This is a genomic window from Hyphomicrobium sp. (assembly GCF_003987855.1).
GTDB lineage: Bacteria > Pseudomonadota > Alphaproteobacteria > Rhizobiales > Hyphomicrobiaceae > Hyphomicrobium_B.
Window position 1 is genome coordinate 257,679 of record NZ_RXIZ01000007.1, and the last position, 15,488, is coordinate 273,166.

The 15,488-nt window shown below is 59.6% G+C and carries 17 protein-coding genes and 1 tRNA gene; 5 read left to right on the top strand and 13 right to left on the bottom strand.

Going from position 1 to position 15,488, the window contains the following annotated elements; all coding sequences use genetic code 11:
• Nucleotides 1-56 precede the first annotated feature (56 nt).
• The 4 genes from EKK30_RS06590 to EKK30_RS06605 form a co-directional block, all read right to left on the bottom strand.
• Nucleotides 57-719 (bottom strand): Spy/CpxP family protein refolding chaperone, encoded by a 663-nt coding sequence (locus EKK30_RS06590; RefSeq protein WP_290982095.1) that lies wholly within the window; start codon nt 717-719, stop codon nt 57-59.
• A gap of 192 nt (nt 720-911) precedes the next feature.
• Nucleotides 912-1,343 carry a hypothetical protein gene (locus EKK30_RS06595; RefSeq protein WP_290982098.1) on the bottom strand — a complete coding sequence of 144 codons (432 nt, stop codon included), beginning with the start codon at nt 1,341-1,343 and terminating at the stop codon, nt 912-914.
• Nucleotides 1,344-1,442: 99 nt separating this feature from the next.
• Nucleotides 1,443-1,850: a hypothetical protein gene (locus tag EKK30_RS06600; protein ID WP_290982101.1), complete on the bottom strand. Its 408-nt coding sequence runs from the start codon at nt 1,848-1,850 to the stop codon at nt 1,443-1,445.
• 430 nt (nt 1,851-2,280) lie between these two features.
• Nucleotides 2,281-3,351, bottom strand: coding sequence for an ROK family protein (locus EKK30_RS06605; RefSeq protein WP_290982104.1), 1,071 nt, complete (start codon nt 3,349-3,351; stop codon nt 2,281-2,283).
• A gap of 328 nt (nt 3,352-3,679) precedes the next feature.
• Between EKK30_RS06605 and EKK30_RS06610 the strand changes: the two genes are divergently transcribed.
• The 3 genes from EKK30_RS06610 to EKK30_RS06620 all read left to right on the top strand — a co-directional run bounded on the left by EKK30_RS06610 (nt 3,680) and on the right by EKK30_RS06620 (nt 5,119).
• Entirely contained in the window at nt 3,680-3,868 is a 189-nt protein-coding gene (locus EKK30_RS06610; RefSeq protein WP_290982107.1) for a hypothetical protein, read from the top strand.
• A gap of 64 nt (nt 3,869-3,932) precedes the next feature.
• The gene (locus EKK30_RS06615; RefSeq protein WP_290982110.1) at nt 3,933-4,745 is read left to right on the top strand and encodes a ribonuclease HII; all 813 of its coding nucleotides are present in this window, start codon (nt 3,933-3,935) and stop codon (nt 4,743-4,745) included.
• A 155-nt stretch (nt 4,746-4,900) separates the two neighbouring features.
• A complete protein-coding gene (locus EKK30_RS06620) occupies nt 4,901-5,119 on the top strand; it encodes a hypothetical protein (RefSeq protein WP_290982113.1) in 219 nt (72 codons plus the stop codon).
• Between the two features lie 19 nt (nt 5,120-5,138).
• Here the strand turns inward: EKK30_RS06620 and EKK30_RS06625 are convergent, their stop codons facing one another.
• From EKK30_RS06625 to EKK30_RS06640, 4 genes are all read right to left on the bottom strand, one after another.
• Nucleotides 5,139-6,164, bottom strand: a complete 1,026-nt coding sequence (locus EKK30_RS06625; protein ID WP_290982116.1) for a response regulator — start codon at nt 6,162-6,164, stop codon at nt 5,139-5,141.
• Between the two features lie 2 nt (nt 6,165-6,166).
• On the bottom strand, nt 6,167-6,616 hold the full coding sequence (locus tag EKK30_RS06630) for a response regulator (RefSeq protein ID WP_290982119.1): 450 nt from the start codon (nt 6,614-6,616) through the stop codon (nt 6,167-6,169).
• On the bottom strand, nt 6,606-8,093 hold the full coding sequence (locus EKK30_RS06635; protein WP_290982122.1) for a CHASE3 domain-containing protein: 1,488 nt from the start codon (nt 8,091-8,093) through the stop codon (nt 6,606-6,608). Before EKK30_RS06635 ends, EKK30_RS06630 begins: the two co-directional genes overlap by 11 nt.
• A gap of 117 nt (nt 8,094-8,210) precedes the next feature.
• The gene (locus EKK30_RS06640; protein ID WP_290982124.1) at nt 8,211-8,801 is read right to left on the bottom strand and encodes an NAD(P)H-dependent oxidoreductase; all 591 of its coding nucleotides are present in this window, start codon (nt 8,799-8,801) and stop codon (nt 8,211-8,213) included.
• Nucleotides 8,802-8,970: 169 nt separating this feature from the next.
• Here EKK30_RS06640 and EKK30_RS06645 point away from each other — a divergent pair, with 169 nt between their 5' ends.
• Nucleotides 8,971-10,644, top strand: coding sequence for an FAD-dependent oxidoreductase (locus tag EKK30_RS06645; protein WP_290982127.1), 1,674 nt, complete (start codon nt 8,971-8,973; stop codon nt 10,642-10,644).
• Between the two features lie 118 nt (nt 10,645-10,762).
• Nucleotides 10,763-11,254, top strand: a complete 492-nt coding sequence (locus EKK30_RS06650; protein ID WP_290982130.1) for a hypothetical protein — start codon at nt 10,763-10,765, stop codon at nt 11,252-11,254.
• 19 nt (nt 11,255-11,273) lie between these two features.
• Here EKK30_RS06650 and EKK30_RS06655 read toward each other — a convergent pair whose 3' ends face one another.
• The 5 genes from EKK30_RS06655 to EKK30_RS06675 all read right to left on the bottom strand — a co-directional run bounded on the left by EKK30_RS06655 (nt 11,274) and on the right by EKK30_RS06675 (nt 15,393).
• Complete coding sequence (locus EKK30_RS06655; protein WP_290982132.1) at nt 11,274-11,567, bottom strand: MliC family protein; 294 nt, start codon at nt 11,565-11,567, stop codon at nt 11,274-11,276.
• A 444-nt stretch (nt 11,568-12,011) separates the two neighbouring features.
• Nucleotides 12,012-12,140, bottom strand: a complete 129-nt coding sequence (locus EKK30_RS06660) for a hypothetical protein (protein WP_290982135.1) — start codon at nt 12,138-12,140, stop codon at nt 12,012-12,014.
• A gap of 409 nt (nt 12,141-12,549) precedes the next feature.
• On the bottom strand, nt 12,550-12,798 hold the full coding sequence (locus tag EKK30_RS06665) for a hypothetical protein (RefSeq protein WP_290982137.1): 249 nt from the start codon (nt 12,796-12,798) through the stop codon (nt 12,550-12,552).
• A gap of 159 nt (nt 12,799-12,957) precedes the next feature.
• A complete protein-coding gene (locus tag EKK30_RS06670; RefSeq protein ID WP_290982140.1) occupies nt 12,958-14,862 on the bottom strand; it encodes a potassium transporter Kup in 1,905 nt (634 codons plus the stop codon).
• Between the two features lie 441 nt (nt 14,863-15,303).
• A tRNA-Ser gene (locus tag EKK30_RS06675) sits at nt 15,304-15,393 on the bottom strand.
• Between the last annotated feature and the right edge of the window lie 95 nt (nt 15,394-15,488).

Consider the following 15,488-nt stretch of genomic DNA (forward strand, 5'->3'; position numbering starts at 1 on the left):
TTTCATGCCCGGCCAAGTTCGATGCGAGAAGTGAGTGAGGTAGGGGAAGCGTGCCTTTAGCCCTTCTTGTCGGGCTCCGCTGGGCTCTGCTGCTCCTGTGCCGGACCGCCGTCGTTGTCGTCATTGTCCTGCATCTGCGGGCCGCCGCGATCCATCTGGCCGTGATGTCCGAACCAGCCGCCATGCTCGCGACCGCCCGGACCCCATCCGTCAGCGAAGCGATGCCCAGGATGATGTCCGAAGCCTGGGGCTAGCTGACGCATCAACGGACGCAACACATCTTTCTGTTCGTCGGACAGCGATGCATAGAACGGCGAGAACGCGCTGGAGAACGCCTTCAGCCGGTCGGCGCGCTCGCCCATCCGCTTGCTCATCTTCTCGAAGCGAGCCGCGAGATCGGGACGCTTTTCGGCATCGGCTTTGTCGCCCTCCGCCTTTCGCTCTTCGCGCTTCTTCTTCCACTCTTCAATGCGAGCCTCGCGCGACTTGAACGCGTCGCGGACTTGCGCTTCGACAGGAGCCCAAAGCTTTTCCTGATCCGGCGTGAGTTGAAGGGCCGTCTTCACCATGGCGATACGGCCGTCCTCGAGACGCGAACGCGTCTCCGGCGTCATCGATCGCCAGCCACCGCCGTCGGTTGTCTTTGCGATTGCTACGGTTGCCGGAACTGCCGCGATGGCAGCAAGCGCGATCCATGTGCCGCGCGATAGGTTTTTCATGAGTGTCTCCTTCGGGGCCGGGGAAGGCAATGAGGGTCGTTGCCCGGCCATCGGAGATCAGAACGCGAGACGTCCGCGCGATCCGTCGTTTGTCGCGCACCCAATCGCGGGATGAACGAGATGAATGAACATCAAGGAAAACCGGCCGTTTTCCCGTCACAATATGGCCTGAAGCGCGGCGCCGAAACGCGATCAGTTCGTCCGGTTGACGCTCGCCTGATTGCGCGGCTCGGCCGCAGCCGAGCGGTTCGGTTTACCGGTCGGAACGGCTTCAGCCGTACGGGCTGGAATCGTCGTCGGCTGAGCATAGACGACGCGATCGCGCGCGCTGTAGCAGCCCGCGATGCAGATCACGAGATCTTCCTTGGAGCGGGTGGCCAGCAGCCGCTTCACCCACGGGCTGTCCGGCATGTCGACGCTACGGACGCTCGCACCATCCTCAGGCACGGTATTGAGATTGTTGGCGCCAGGAACGAAGGGTGGGGTGCCCTCAGGCGAGAGCTGCGAGCCGTCAGCCATGCCGTTCTCAACCTCGCCATCTTCCGCGAAGGCGCCCATGACCGGCGTCAGGGCTAGGAAGGCCAAAAGCGCAGCGGGAATGGCGGACCGCAGCGAGCTACGCATGACAGCAGGCTCCGAAAATTAAATGAATTCGGAATGACTGTGCCGCACCGGGGTTAAAGAACACTTACGGCCCGATACCATTGGCGCGGAGAGGGAGGCCTACTCCGCGATCGCCACCTCGAAGGACCGCGTCACGGTCTCACCGCTCGCAAGTTTTGCCGTAATCGAGAAGCGGTCGACGCCCTGGGCGGCCACCCACGCTGTGTAATAGACCGCCGTTCCCGTAGCCTTCTGGCCCAGGCACGTACCCTTGGCGGAATATTGGATCGTGGTTTCCTGCCCGGGAACGAAGGCGATATCGCCTTTTGAGGGCGGTACGACAATGCTCACTTCAGGCGCCGGCAGCTGCTCGCACTTGTCGCCCAGCCCCGCGAAGATGAATACGCGGGCTCGTCTCCCCGGCACCACGGGCTCGGAACGCACGGCCGTATCCGTTGCCCCGGCTGCCGGCTGCAGCGCCGCGAGGTTTGGCGTCTGTCCAGAACAGCCTTCAAGGGTCAACAACATCACGGCCGCAAGGCAACCCCCGGCCAATCTTTTGACCGAGGCGAAAAGTTCGCAGGCTTGTCCGATCCTTGAGGTAGTTTGGTAGAACTGCATCGTGCGAAACCCTCAGCGCTTCCCTGGGGTCGTTATACACTGGGCATCGCAAATTCCGAGCAGGGTCTATGCCCCGATACCTGTGGAAGCCGGGCAAGCCGTTTGGCATCGCCAGCGGACATAAACTTTCATTTGGAATTGCGAATGTTGATGAGCTTCCTGCAGCCGCGAAGCGGCATGCCGCAGCGAAATCATGACGGGCACCTCCTCAGTTAAAAATGCTCAAAGAGGTGCCCGGCCGCCAGGCCTGGTGTTTGTGAAGACAAGCGATGGTGGCACACGCTTGTCTGCCAGAAAAATCCTAAGAAGCGTGTAACCAGCGGCACTGCGAAGGACCTTAAGAGCGCTTTTTCACGTCCCTGTTGGTGAAACGCGCGTTACCAAGTCCGGTACCGATCGTGAGCACTGCCCAATGTTCGCGATCTTGCATCCGCGGCAGTTCGCTTAGACCTTGCACCACGGCGTCGTTGTGCATCACGATCATCGTTTCCGATCCCCCAATCTCAGGGATCGCCGCCTTGATCGCTCCGGGCAGATGGAAGCTGCGGCTCTCCCAGTTACCTGGCAGGTTCTGTCCGCCACGATCTATCGAGCCGTCCTCGCGAATGATGCCAGGGCAGCCGATGCCGATCAGCGGCGCCAAGGCGCACTTGTCCTTCTCGTTCGCCTTGATCTGGCCTTCAAGCATCTTGACGAGATGCGCCACCGCCTCCGTGCGATTGGTTTCCGCATCGGCATGGCACCAGATTTCTGAGTTCAATATTTTGCTCTTCTTCAGATCTGATGATTTTTTGAGATTGAACTCTACCGTTCCGACCCGAATGTTCGTCCCGCCGATATCGACGGCGAGCATCGTGTCGTGTCCCTTCAGCATCCACGCTGGCAAAAGGTGGGCTGAGCCGAGTAGCCCTGCATCATCCGGGTTATTGTCGATGAGTTCGAGATCGACCTTGATATTCTCAGCCTTCAATATCAGGCCGGTGCGCCCCACGACCAACTCGCCTAAGCGGCTGCCGCGAAAGCCGCCGCCGACCACGATTGCTTCCGTGTCGCGCCATTCCTTGGTCTTGATGAAGCGACGAATGACTTGGGCGAATTGCTGAGAAAATTCCTCGACAGCACTCTGCACGAGGCCAGCAGCCTCAGGGTCGCCCTCCTTGAGCTCTTCGGCAAGCTCGTCCTTCTTGAGCTTATCGGTGCTCCTATCGCCGAACGGATCTTCGCCGATCTTGCGAAGCGGCTTTCGCCATTTCTCGACGATTTCCCAGAACGCGCCTTTGCTGGCTTTGTCGCCAACGAAACCGTCGTCGTCACGGAGTTCTAGGTTGTAGCTATCGACCGTCACGCTCGGCAAAACGACCGCGCCGTGCGTCGGTAAATCGGATCGGGAGGCTGTTGGCTTATCCATCGAGCCAACGACGCAGACCGCCCAAATTTGTTCCCGATGGAACCAACTAATTCAGACGGGACTTGGCTTACGGGAGATTAGTGAAGAGGAAAACCCATGGCCCAACGTCCCGCGCCCAGAACCCCTGGAACACACCCCGCTGAAGACAAGTCACAGCAGCCGCGCCAAGACGAAAGCCCGACGCCAACCGAGCGAGCTTCGGTCGCCAGGGAAGATCGCACCCAACAGCGCGAAAATCTGGTTTCGGAACAACGGCGATCCAAAGAGGAGGACACCGCCAAAACCGATAACGCCTCCTCATCGTAAGTTCTCGCGATCGAAAGCAGCCATGCATTCAATCATGAACTCGCAAAGCGGCCGCCCCGGCAACCCGCACGATCCAGGATCCGATCCAGACTTCGATCCTAACGTCGAGCCCAATACACCGGACAATGCGCCGGAGGAACCGGTCGCTCCTCCGCCGCCCGACCAACCGCCGGAAGAGCCCGACATCCTACCCGCGATCAACCCCGGATAGGGTGTTGACGGTCGCGAAAAATGCGTGCCACGGTCTCGCCTAACGAGACCGGTACGCGACCGTCGTGAAACTCAATCTTTCAGAACTTAACCAGCGCTATGTGCGCGAAGGCCGCCCGCTCGATAAGAGCATCGAGGACGCGCTGAAACTGGATACGCGCGCCGGAGCGAAAGCCATTCTGGATGCGGTAGACCGTCGACGCTTCGAGAACCGGTCAGAAGGTCAGCGCCTCCGGAAGCTGTTGCGGTTCGAAACGGCACTGTGGGACGCCGGTACATTGCGTGTCGCCGGCGTCGACGAAGCTGGGATGAGCCCGCTCGCTGGCCCCGTCTGTGCGGCGGCGGTGATATTCGCGCCCGGCACGCGCATTCCCGGCGTCGACGATTCCAAGAAGCTCGATGCTGCAGAACGCGACCGCCTTGCCGTCGAAATCAAAGCCACAGCGTTGGCATGGTCCGTCGGCTGGGCGGAAGTCGAAGAGATCGATCAGATCAACATCTATTGGGCGGGCATTCTCGCCATGCGCCGTGCCGTCGAAGGCCTTGCGCATGCCCCGCAGCATATCCTGATCGACGCCCGCCGCCTGAAGGATGTCGACCTGCCCCAGCAGGCGATCATTCAAGGCGACGCCAAAAGCCTATCTATCGCCGCCGCCTCCATCCTCGCCAAGACCTCACGCGATCGGCTGATGTGCGAGCTCGACGTTCAGTATCCCGGCTATGGCCTGCGATCACACAAGGGCTATCCGGTGCGGGAACATGTTTCAGCGTTGAACGCGCTTGGCGCCACGCCCATCCATCGCCGATCGTTTGCGATTGTTAGAACCGTTCTCGGTTTACCGCCTCTGCCGCCATGGCCGACGCAAGCAACTGCCTGACACGCATCGCGAAGCTCTTGGCTGCAATGCTAAAATGTTTATAGCAATTATGACAGTTGCGGAATTCGGTCTTTTCTGGGAATCCAATATCCGGAAAACGTCCGAACGAGCGCAACTCTTCGCCTGAACTTGCGCGCACGAGAGTGGGGTGAGTGATGATGACGGAAAGCGACCTCGAGGAAGCCCGGTCCGAAGCACAGCTCATTATGACGCTTCAGGACGATGACGTGGCGCGGATCTTCTTTCAGCAAACGATGCACCGCAACCTGTCCCGCACGGTCCGCCACTTGGATCGGCTGGTGAAAACCGGTGGCAGCGATCGCACACTCGGCGAAAGCGCGCTGCAAAGATTGGGCTTCAGCCCTCTGCACTGAGCGCTGCGAACAGGCGAACCTAGGCCGGGAACTTCAACGTCGCGCGCGTGCCCTGCGCACTGCCCGTTAGATCGAGCGTCCCGCCGATGCTCGACGTCATTGACGTCATGACCCGCGTACCTAGACGCGTCCCGCCCGACGTCTGCGCGTTTTCGAGGCCCACGCCATCATCCTCGACCGTCAGAATGGCCTGACCATCGCGCACGTCGACATCGACGCGGATATCACCGTCCGTGCGGTGGGGATACGCGTACTTATAGGCGTTCGTCACGAGCTCGGTCACGATTATGCCGACGGACACCGCCCGATCGGTCGTGATCGACAACGGCGCGCAATTGAGATGAAGCGGATGGCTTCGGCCGGCATCTCCCATCGCGGTCTTGATGTCGGCGATGAGGCTCGTGAGATACTCCTTGAGATCGACCATCGTCACGTCATGCGACGTGTAAAGGCGGCGGTGCACACCGGCGATGGCCATGATGCGGGCGCTCATCTGATCGAGCAGATGCTGCGCGCTGCTATCCGTCAGCGAATGCCGCTGCAGGGTCAGCAGCCCGGCGACGATGGCAAGCGAATTGGCCACGCGATGGTTGACTTCCTTCAGCAGCAATTCGGCCCGGTCACGCGCCGCGCGGATTTCGGCGTCGGCCGCCTCCATGTCGCGTCGGAGACGCTCCTGCTCGAGTGAAGTCTGAACCGACTTCGCCAGCAGTTCGCGAAAGTGGCCTTGCACATCTTTCCAGACGTAATCGATGGCGCCGGCTTTCAGCGCGGCAACTGCGATGTGGCTGTCCTCTGAACCCGTCACGTAGATCACCGGCGGCGGGTTATCGAGCGCGCGGATCTCCTTGATCACCTGCAATCCGGTCTTGCCCGGCATGTGGTGATCGAGCGCGACAATATCGAAGTGCTTCTCGCGGATAAGCTGGAGGCCGTTGTCGCCTGACTGAGCGAGCTCGACCTCGAACCCGCCCGCTTGCAAGGTCTTTTGTACCAAGCGCCCGATGCCCGGATCGTCATCGATGTAGAGCACCCGTGGCGACATCGTCACTTCGTTTCCGGAACCTGAATGACCGAGAAGAATAGGCCCAATTGCCGGATCGCATTGGCGAAGTTCTCGTAGTCGACGGGCTTGGTAATGTAGACGTTGGCGCCCAGATCATAGCAGCGCTGGATTTCGCGCTCGTCATCGGTGGTCGTCAGAACGACAACCGGAGTGCGCCTGGTATGTTCGTTCGCCTTGATCTTCTCCAGGATGCTGACGCCCGTCATGTCCGGAAGATTGAGATCCAGAAGCACGAGCAGATGTTTCCTCGCGCTGCTTTCGCCGCTGCCGTCTGGACCGAAGAGGAACGCGAGCGCCTCCGTCCCATTCGCATACGCGAGGATATCGTTGTTCACGCCTGCCCGGCGAATGTTCTTTTCGATGAGACGGGCATGCCCGGCATCATCTTCGATCATGACGATCTGAACCGCCTTGCCTTCGCTATTGCTCATTCCGCTTCTCCGGCAGCTTACGGGGCAGCATAACCCGGAAGGTCGTGCCTTTACCCAGCTCTGAAGTCATGACGATGTCGCCCCCGAGGCGTCGGACCAGGGTTCGAACGTGCGCCAAGCCAATACCTTCGCCCTGCTTATCCTGCACACCCGCGCGGCGGAACAGGTCAAACACACGTTCAGCATCTTCTGCCGCGATACCTCGTCCGTTATCCTCGACCTCGATCACGACGGCGCCCCAAAGGCTGGGGCGCTGACGGATCGTGATCTTCGGCTTGCGATCGCGAACGGTGTATTTGATAGCATTATCTAGAAGGTTACCGAACACTTGTTCAAGCGCAAGCCGATCGCTCTCAATGACCGGTAGCTGACCGACGATCTCCGCCTGGCCCTCGGATTCATTCAGCCGATGCTGGACCGCCGCGATAGAAGATTGGAAGAATTCCTGCAGATCAATCGGCTCAGGCCGCAGCACGCGTTGCCCTTCGCGTGACAGCTTCAGGATCGCCTTGATCAAGCCATCCATCTTATGCGTCGACGTTCGGATGAATCCGATGGACTCCGGCAAGTCCTCGCGAATGGCAGCACGCGCGCCGGGCCCCGAAGCCAACTCATCCAGTTTGGGATCGTCGCAAAGGGCGCTCAAAGTGCCAAGGCCCGCCTCAAGCTCCGCCGTATATCCCATGACGTTGACAAGCGGCGCCCTGAGGTCGTGGCTAACGATGTAGGCAAACCGCTGAATTTCGTCGTTGGCCCGCTGAAGATCGGCCGTTCGTTCCTTGACCCGCGACTCAAGACCCGCGTTCAGCTGCTCCATCTCTGCGCGGGCCGCCACCAGCTCGCGCGTATATCGCAGGATCGTTAACGTCGCGCCGAGGGCCGCCAGCAGAATGACGAGGCCCGCCCCTAAGGTAAACCAGCGAGCCAGCGCGGCATTCTCTCTTTGCGCCGCGGCGCTCACCGCCAATTGGGCTTCAACATCGTCAATCCGCTCGGAGATATGGCGTCGTATGACGTCCATAATATCTTTGCCGCGATCTGACTTCACGATCGCAAGCGCATCCGCAATTTTGCCGTCTCTTTGCAACTGAACTGTTTGCGCCAGCTCCTCGAGCTTCTGATTAACTTCGACCGCAATTTGCTCGATCGCCGCCTTAGCCGCCGGCGAATCCGCGAAAGTATTACGAACTTCGCCGAGCCGCAGGGGCACGTTCTGAACGGCCGAGAGATACGGCGATAGGTACCGCTGCTCGCCGGTCAGCAGGTAACCCCTTTGGCCCGTTTCCGCATCTTGGACAGCCGACAGGAGGCGCGTCAGCGAGGTCCGCTGCTGACGACGCTTTAAGACGTCTTCTGTCGATGAGCTCGTTTTCTCAAGAAGCCAGAAGGAGACGGCGACCAGAACAACCAGCGTTAAGAATGCTGCTGCCGCGAACGCATAGGTCACGCGCAGGAGGTGAGGAGAATTTCCGCTCATTAATTGTCCGGTAGCCCGTATCTACCCGTCTCGATACGGTAGTTTCTGACAAAGCGCCATACGGCAAGGGCAGGGTCGCCAGAAACGTCCTAAATGGCAAAAGGTTCCATCCCCGCGTCAATAAGGTGGAGCGCGTTTCGCCCGCTGAGTCCTTGCTGCTTCTGTCCACCACGCAAGGTCATCCGCAAACCTTGGAAAGGACCGTTCGAGCGCCTTCCCGCCCTCGCCGGTCGGCTCGCCCTTTTCATCGAGCGTTTGCGCGATCGGACCTGCGGCGAGCGTGCTCGAAATGATGATCATGCCCATCTCAGACAGCGTCCCGTGCCAGGCCATGGCCGATCTCACGCCGGAAAATCGCCCAGCGGAATAGCTCGCGATCGCCGCCGGCCGCCAGAACCATTCTTCCAGGAAGTGATCGGTGAGATTTTTCAGCCCGGGCTGAACGCCCCAATTATATTCGCCGACGACAAACAGGAACGCGTCCGCTGCTTTGATTTTCTGCGCAAGCGCCTCCAGCGCTTCAGGCGCGGTTCCCGGCTTATATTCCTTGTACATCCGGTCGAGCATCGGGAGATTCACCGCTTTCGCATCGATGAATTCGACGTCCGCACCCCTTTGCTTCATTCTCGTGACAATAAAATCGGCGAGCCGAATGCCCATGCGGTCGCTGCGATACGAGCCATAGAACACTAAAACTTTATCGGACACCGGACGCTCCTTTTAAGCTCGCGCGCATACATTTGCAGCGCATGGCAGACATTGCTCTATTTCGCGCGACGTCGCCTTGCTAATCGCAAATGCGCACGGTGGCATTTGCGTTGCGTAATTTGCGCCGCTCGCAATAATGACCGCAATTCAACAGGAGCACGAGATTTTTATGGCGTCGGAACCTCAGTCCACCATCGCGAAGCGGCGCGAGCAGATGTTTCCTTTGCTCGAACCGCACGAGGTCGAGCGCGTCCGCCGTTTCGGCGAGACCAAGACGTTCCACCGCGGCGACTATCTCGCCAAGATCGACGAAGTGGGTGCCGGTCTCATTATCGTGTTGAGCGGCCACGTCGATATTTCCCAACGCGACATGCTTGGCGCCAGCAAACATATCGTCACCCACGGCCCCGGCTCATTCATGGGTGAACTCGCGCAGATGTCGGGCCGCCCTTCGCTTGTCGATGCGATCGCGACCGACGACGTCGAAGCGGTCGTGATTGCGCCAAGCAAACTGCGCTCGCTGCTCATTGCCGAGGCCGAACTCGGCGAACGCATCATGCGCGCACTGATCTTGCGCCGCGTTGGCCTTCTCGAGACGGGAGCAGGTCCCGTCATCATCGGCCCAGCCGGAGACAGTGATGTTCTGCGCCTGCAGAACTTCCTTTCTCGCAACGGCCATCCCCACACCGACCTCGATCCCGAAACCGATGTCGAAGCCCGCGCTTTGATCGAGCGGTTCCACGTCGACAAGTCCGCGCTGCCGATCGTTTTGTGTCCGAGCGGCGAGTTTCTGCAAAATCCGCCCGAGCTGAAGCTCGCCCGCTGCATCGGCCTCGTTGGGCCGCTCGATGGCGACCGCCTCTATGACGTTGCGATTGTCGGCGCTGGCCCTGCCGGCATGGCGGCAGCCGTTTACGCCGCCTCCGAAGGCCTCTCCGTCCTTGTGCTCGATTGCCGTTCGTTCGGCGGTCAGGCAGGCGCATCATCGCGCATCGAGAACTATCTAGGCTTTCCTACCGGCATCACCGGCATGGCCCTCATGGCGCGCGCATTCAACCAGGCGCAGAAGTTCGGCGCGGAATTCGCGATCCCATCGCAAGTGGTCGCCCTCGAAACGCGTCGCGATAGCGGCAGAGACACCTTCACGTTGCGCCTCTCCGACGATCAGACCGTACGCGCACGCAGCGTCGTTGTCGCCAGTGGCGTCCGCTATCGCCAGCTCTCCGTCGACAACCTGAAAGATTTCGAGGGGAGCAGCGTGCACTATTGGGCATCCCCTCTTGAGGGCAAACTGTGCTCGCATCAGGAAGTTGTGTTGGTCGGCGCTGGAAACTCTGCCGGACAAGCCACCGTCTATCTTGCGGGCCGAGCCGAGAAGGTTTGGCTGCTCGCGCGCGGCGGCGATATCTCGGCAAGCATGTCGCAATATCTGGTCGATCGCATTCGCGGACTTCCCAACGTTGAAATTCTCACGCAATGCGAGGTTACGCGCCTCGACGGCTCGGACGGCATCCTCGATTGCATCTCCTGGCGAAGGGCGTCCGGCGAAGAGGTCGAGCGGAAGATCCGCCACCTCTTCCTCTTCATCGGCGCTGATCCGGAAACTGGGTGGCTATCGAACACTGGCGTCAAGCTCGATCCCAAAGGTTTCGTTCTTACCGGCGTCGGTGCTGGCGAGGATTGTGCTTCCCTGGAATCGAGCGTGCCCGGCATCTTCGCGATTGGTGACGTTCGCGCCGGATCAATCAAGCGCGTTGCCGCGGGCGTCGGCGAAGGCGCGCAGGTGGTTGCCGCTCTGCACACGTTTCTCGCCTCCAGCCCAGCCGCTCAGCCCGTGTCTTGACCCCGTTCGGTCCGGTTCATCGGCCGGCCTCATGTCCGCCCCTCGATTGGTCTAGGCGACGCCCGATCGTGCGCGAGCTACAGTGCCACCAGGAAAGAGTTCGAAGGAGAAAGAGCAGATGGCCGCTTGGCGGATGCAATCGTTGATCGTGATCGGAGCGCTCGCCATCGCCTCGCCTTGCCATGCTGACCCATGCGACGCGCTTGCTGCCACGCTGGTCGAGAAAGTTTCCAAGCTGACGATCATCGATCGCTCGACGAACGATCAGGCCGTGGTGATCAATCTCAAGCACCCCGACGCCGAGCAACTCGCACTCGTCTGTCCGACGGTCAGCGAGACCCCTTCGCCCCGCCTCTCTGCCCAATGGAATGCGGCTTGGCCGCCGTCGCGCTTCTACGACCTTCTGGCATCGGTCGGCGCCATCGTCGTCTCCAGCAGCGAGCCCGCCGTCCGCAGCGGTTCGATCATTTGCGCGCAGCGCGCGATGCAGGAAAACGGCCACAACGTCTTCGACGTCAATGATGCGCGGTTCGTGTGCGCATCATCCGAGGGTGCCAACGGTTCGACGCACATCATCATTTCCCGTCTTGCACCGCCTCCTCCGCAATGACGGCGGGCTGACCCCAGCGTCAGTGCTTGCACGTCGTCCGACTGTCGCCGCGCGTCAGCGTTGCATCGTTGCCCTTGATCCAGAACTCTGTATTTCCAGAAGCGTAACGGCCGCCGTCGGCTGACAATGCCTGCGGCAGCGTCAAGTGTTCGCTGCTGCCCGCGAATACGAGATCCGCAAATCCCGGATCGGAGTGAAATGTCGCCGTCAGCTCCGTGTTGTCGGCGCAAACGTATCGGACGCCCTCCGCCGTAGCAGGCGACACCATCAGCAGCGCCGCTATTACAGCCACGATCGAAATTCGAACTTGCATGGCGTCCCTCTCCTCGCTCGCTTGCACTGGTCTTATACTGGTACCGGCGCACGAATGCGACGCGCAGCTCGTTGGCTGAACCGCTGATCGCAGCGGACCGCCGTACGCACGCGGCGGTGGCGAGCATTTAGAACTTTGAAACCATCCTCGGAGCATCCTCTCGCCCAGGCTGATCCGGGCGGGATAACGGCTCATCTACGCACCTATGAGAATCCGAGACCGACACTTCGTGCCGGTCCCGGTACGGTGCTGGTTGACTGCTCCCCGCTGCATGACCAGCGCCGGGCGGCGAGGCGGTGGTCGCCTCGCCCGCTGCGTAGGCCAGTTTAACCTGCTGTCCTTGAGAAACCGTTTGCCCCTTCGCAACAATGCCGCCGAGCCTGTGTTTGCGGCCTGAAATGCGGGCAACGAAGAAGGGGCGCCGAAGCGCCCCTGTTTGATTGATCAATCCGCCTGGATCTTTACGCCGCCGGCGTCCACCCTGACCTGACTGCGCGTACTGTCGTAATAGAAATAGCCGCCCGCGAGCAGCGCTACGATCAACGCGCCGATCAGAAACGATTTCGCATCCATCCGGAAACCTCCTTTGGTATCGGGCAACAAAACGCCCGGCACGATGCGGCGGTTCCCGATGGCCCCGGTATGTTCGAAACGCAAACGTTTCGGCCCGATGCCCCGAGATCGAGTTGCACGAGCCTCTTCGCATCGACCGGCCATGAAGGAGGTTGACCGATTGATCCTATAAGATCCGCTTGCGCGGGCCGGAGCGTTACCCTTGTGGCAACCTCCAACGCGTCGCGCGAGCGTCTCGAGTTCAAGCCGGCGCGCCGTGTAAAAGAGACCAGCCGACGGGATGCCATGCGCTTCGGACACTTTCGAACTGGCAAGCATCGCGGAACTCCTTTGCACCGAACAGGCGGCCAGACGCAGCTGAGATCAATTGCGTCCGGCCGGGACTAGGCCGTATCAGGTTTGGCCCAGATCATTTGTGTTCAGTGACTGGCGGTGCGCCCCGAAACGACGTCGGAACGTTCTTTACGCCCATCGACGCCAGCCGGGGATTCGCAACTTGGCCATTCGTTGGGTGATACGCGCTCGACACGGTTGCAGCAGCCGTCATCAACGCAACGATTGCGAAGATGTTGTAACCTATCTTGCGGGCTGCACTCTTGTGGTCTTCGTTGCTGCCGACTGCCGGCCGTCCGATGTATGCTAAGCTTTGATATGCCATGGCACATCTCCTTTCGAGACGGTGACATAGCGATTGCGATATTTAGATTCGAGACGAAGTCAGGGCTGGCGATATAGGAAAGACATAAGGCTTGAGGGCATGTTTTTCGTGCCCGCCGGGCGAGGTACCGCGTGGTGTGACCTGCCCCCAACCCGCGCGTTAAACTGCGATTTGTGTTCCCATCTCAACGACGCGATCCGTAGGGATCTGAAAATATGTCGTTGCGTCCTCGGCTCCGTGGGTCAAGGCGATGAAAAGCATCTCCTGCCACCGGGGCATTTCCGACTTTGAGGTGGGTCGCAGCACCCGTCGCGAAACAAAAAACGACGTGGCGCCCAAGTCGACGTTGAGGGCCTTTCTCCGACATTGGTTGAAAATCTTTGGGATCGACGGCGTCTCCATGAATCCATAGTGCGCGGTGATTTTTACAAATGTTTCATTGGGGCGCTCTATTTCGAGTCGCGCTCGACTTGGCACGCGCGGCACATCATTCGTCTTTATCGACAGCACGATATTGCGTTCGTGCAAGATACGATTGTGCTTCAAGTTATGCATCAGCGAAGTCGGCGCGGAATTGACGTCAGGGGTCAGAAAGACTGCCGTTCCCGAAACCCGGAAAGGTGGCTTTGCCTCGAGCTTTTTGATGAGCCAATCGAGCTCGGCCTCGTTCTTTCGCATTTGCTTTTCGACGATGCGCGCGCCCCTGAGCCATGTCAGCATGACCAGTCCAACACTGGCGGCTAGCGCCAAGGGCAGCCATCCGCCATCAACGATCTTCAGGATGTTGGCCATAAAAAACGCTAGCTCGATAAGCGCAAGCGGAAGAATGAGTGCAGCCGCTCGCCAGATGCTCCAGCCCCACAGCCTCCAGATAATGAAAAATGCCATGCATGACGTGATGACCATCGTCGCGGTAACGGATACGCCATAAGCAGAGGCGAGATGGCTTGAATCTCTAAATACGATGACGACGAGGAGCACGCTTACGAGCAAAAGCCAATTTATGCGAGGCAAGTAAATTTGACCTGCCATGGCCTCGGACGTGTGATGGATCGCAAGCCGGGGCACTAATCCAAGTTGAACGGCCTGCCGGGTCAAAGAGAAGGCGCCGGTGATCACGGCCTGACTTGCAATGACGGTCGCCAACGTCGCAAGAACGATCATCGGGAAAAGAGCCCAATGCGGATAAAGCCTGAAGAACGGATTTTCCAGCGCCGCCGGATTTGAAAGTATGAGCGCCCCTTGCCCGAGATAATTGAGCGCGAGCGAAGGAAATACGAGCCATATCCAGGCAAAGGAAATGGGCCTGCGCCCAAAATGACCGAGGTCCGCGTAAAGAGCCTCCGCTCCTGTAACGGATAGGAACACGAGCCCCATGACGGTGAGGCCGATGACACCATGGCTTGCCGCAAACTCGATGCCCGGCAACGGATTGAGAGCCGCAAGCACACTTGGATTATCGACTAAGTGGATCAGGCCGCCGGCGGCAATCGCTACGAACCAAATGGCGGTAATGGGCCCGAACACATTGGCGACCTTGGCCGTTCCATGCGATTGCATGGAAAAAAGGGCAACCAGAATTAGCAGCGAGATTGGCAGAACAAACTTCTCTAATGCGGGCGTGATGAGGTTGAGACCCTCCACTGCTGACAGCACAGAAATAGCAGGAGTGATAACGGCATCGCCGTAGAAAAACGCAGCGCCTGCAATCCCAAGCCCTAAGACGATCGGTGCGCTTCTTTTGGCGACCGACTGGCCCAGTGACATGAGAGCGAACGTTCCGCCCTCGCCCTTATTGTCGATGCGAAGAAGGACCATGACGTACTTGATCGTCACGATCAAAGTCAGTGCCCACAGGATCATGGAAAGAACGCCCACAACCGCTTCGCGGTTCGAAATTCCTACGCCCTGGGCCGAGTTAACAGCTTCGCGAAGAGCGTAGAGTGGGCTGGTTCCTATATCACCGAAAACAACGCCAATAGACCCGATGACGAGAGGCCAGAAGTGCTGGCGGTGCTCCGCGACGCCCGCTTCGTCCTGCTCGGCAGCCTTACCTTGTCGCACGCAGCCCCCCTTAGATTGCCGCATCGCAGCAGCTATCAGGGCTTATACGACCGGAGTCGGTCGGCTCAAAGCCCCAGAGTAGGGCAGCTGCATAGTGCTTCTTCGCGATAACGGTCTGCTATCTCGCAGCGAAATTGAGCGACGCCCATTCAGCCAGAACGCTTAAAAGGAATTTGGTTCGCATGCGTCGTTTTTAGTAGCCGCCGAGCGTAACTGAACCAAGCAAACTGCATTCGACTCACGCGCTCAGTGAGAGTGATCAGATTGAACCTGGGCTCGCAGATGCCCGAGCACGGTGTGCGCCTGTCGCGGCCATGAAATCGCTTTGGGCCAGGATTGGGAGACCATCGACTTTCAACTCGACGACTGCGCGCTTGAACGGGGAGAAGCCACGACGCTGAACCTAGTCAGACGATATGGTCCCGTTTGGACCGAGGTGTTTGGCGGAGAGAGTGGGATTCGAACCCACGAGACCCTTACGAGCCTACACGCGTTCCAGGCGAGCGCCTTCAACCACTCGGCCATCTCTCCGTCCGGCCTGGAAGCGGCGCACTATACGCATCCGCGCTCCGAGCGCAACGTCACCCTGAAATGATTCTTGGGAACTTGACCGCCGCCCCGGCGCC

Excerpts from the sequence above, each read along its gene's own strand:
- EKK30_RS06655 (WP_290982132.1), bottom strand. The coding sequence starts at position 11,567 with ATGCAAGTTCGAATTTCGATCGTGGCTGTAATAGCGGCGCTGCTGATG.
- EKK30_RS06625 (WP_290982116.1), bottom strand. The coding sequence starts at position 6,164 with ATGTCGCCACGGGTGCTCTACATCGATGACGATCCGGGCATCGGGCGC.
- EKK30_RS06665 (WP_290982137.1), bottom strand. The coding sequence starts at position 12,798 with ATGGCATATCAAAGCTTAGCATACATCGGACGGCCGGCAGTCGGCAGC.
- EKK30_RS06620 (WP_290982113.1), top strand. The coding sequence starts at position 4,901 with ATGATGACGGAAAGCGACCTCGAGGAAGCCCGGTCCGAAGCACAGCTC.
- EKK30_RS06600 (WP_290982101.1), bottom strand. The coding sequence starts at position 1,850 with ATGTTGTTGACCCTTGAAGGCTGTTCTGGACAGACGCCAAACCTCGCG.
- EKK30_RS06645 (WP_290982127.1), top strand. The coding sequence starts at position 8,971 with ATGGCGTCGGAACCTCAGTCCACCATCGCGAAGCGGCGCGAGCAGATG.
- EKK30_RS06605 (WP_290982104.1), bottom strand. The coding sequence starts at position 3,351 with ATGGATAAGCCAACAGCCTCCCGATCCGATTTACCGACGCACGGCGCG.
- EKK30_RS06590 (WP_290982095.1), bottom strand. The coding sequence starts at position 719 with ATGAAAAACCTATCGCGCGGCACATGGATCGCGCTTGCTGCCATCGCG.
- EKK30_RS06660 (WP_290982135.1), bottom strand. The coding sequence starts at position 12,140 with ATGGATGCGAAATCGTTTCTGATCGGCGCGTTGATCGTAGCGCTGCTC.
- EKK30_RS06630 (WP_290982119.1), bottom strand. The coding sequence starts at position 6,616 with ATGAGCAATAGCGAAGGCAAGGCGGTTCAGATCGTCATGATCGAAGAT.
- EKK30_RS06595 (WP_290982098.1), bottom strand. The coding sequence starts at position 1,343 with ATGCGTAGCTCGCTGCGGTCCGCCATTCCCGCTGCGCTTTTGGCCTTC.
- EKK30_RS06610 (WP_290982107.1), top strand. The coding sequence starts at position 3,680 with ATGCATTCAATCATGAACTCGCAAAGCGGCCGCCCCGGCAACCCGCAC.
- EKK30_RS06635 (WP_290982122.1), bottom strand. The coding sequence starts at position 8,093 with ATGAGCGGAAATTCTCCTCACCTCCTGCGCGTGACCTATGCGTTCGCG.
- EKK30_RS06650 (WP_290982130.1), top strand. The coding sequence starts at position 10,763 with ATGGCCGCTTGGCGGATGCAATCGTTGATCGTGATCGGAGCGCTCGCC.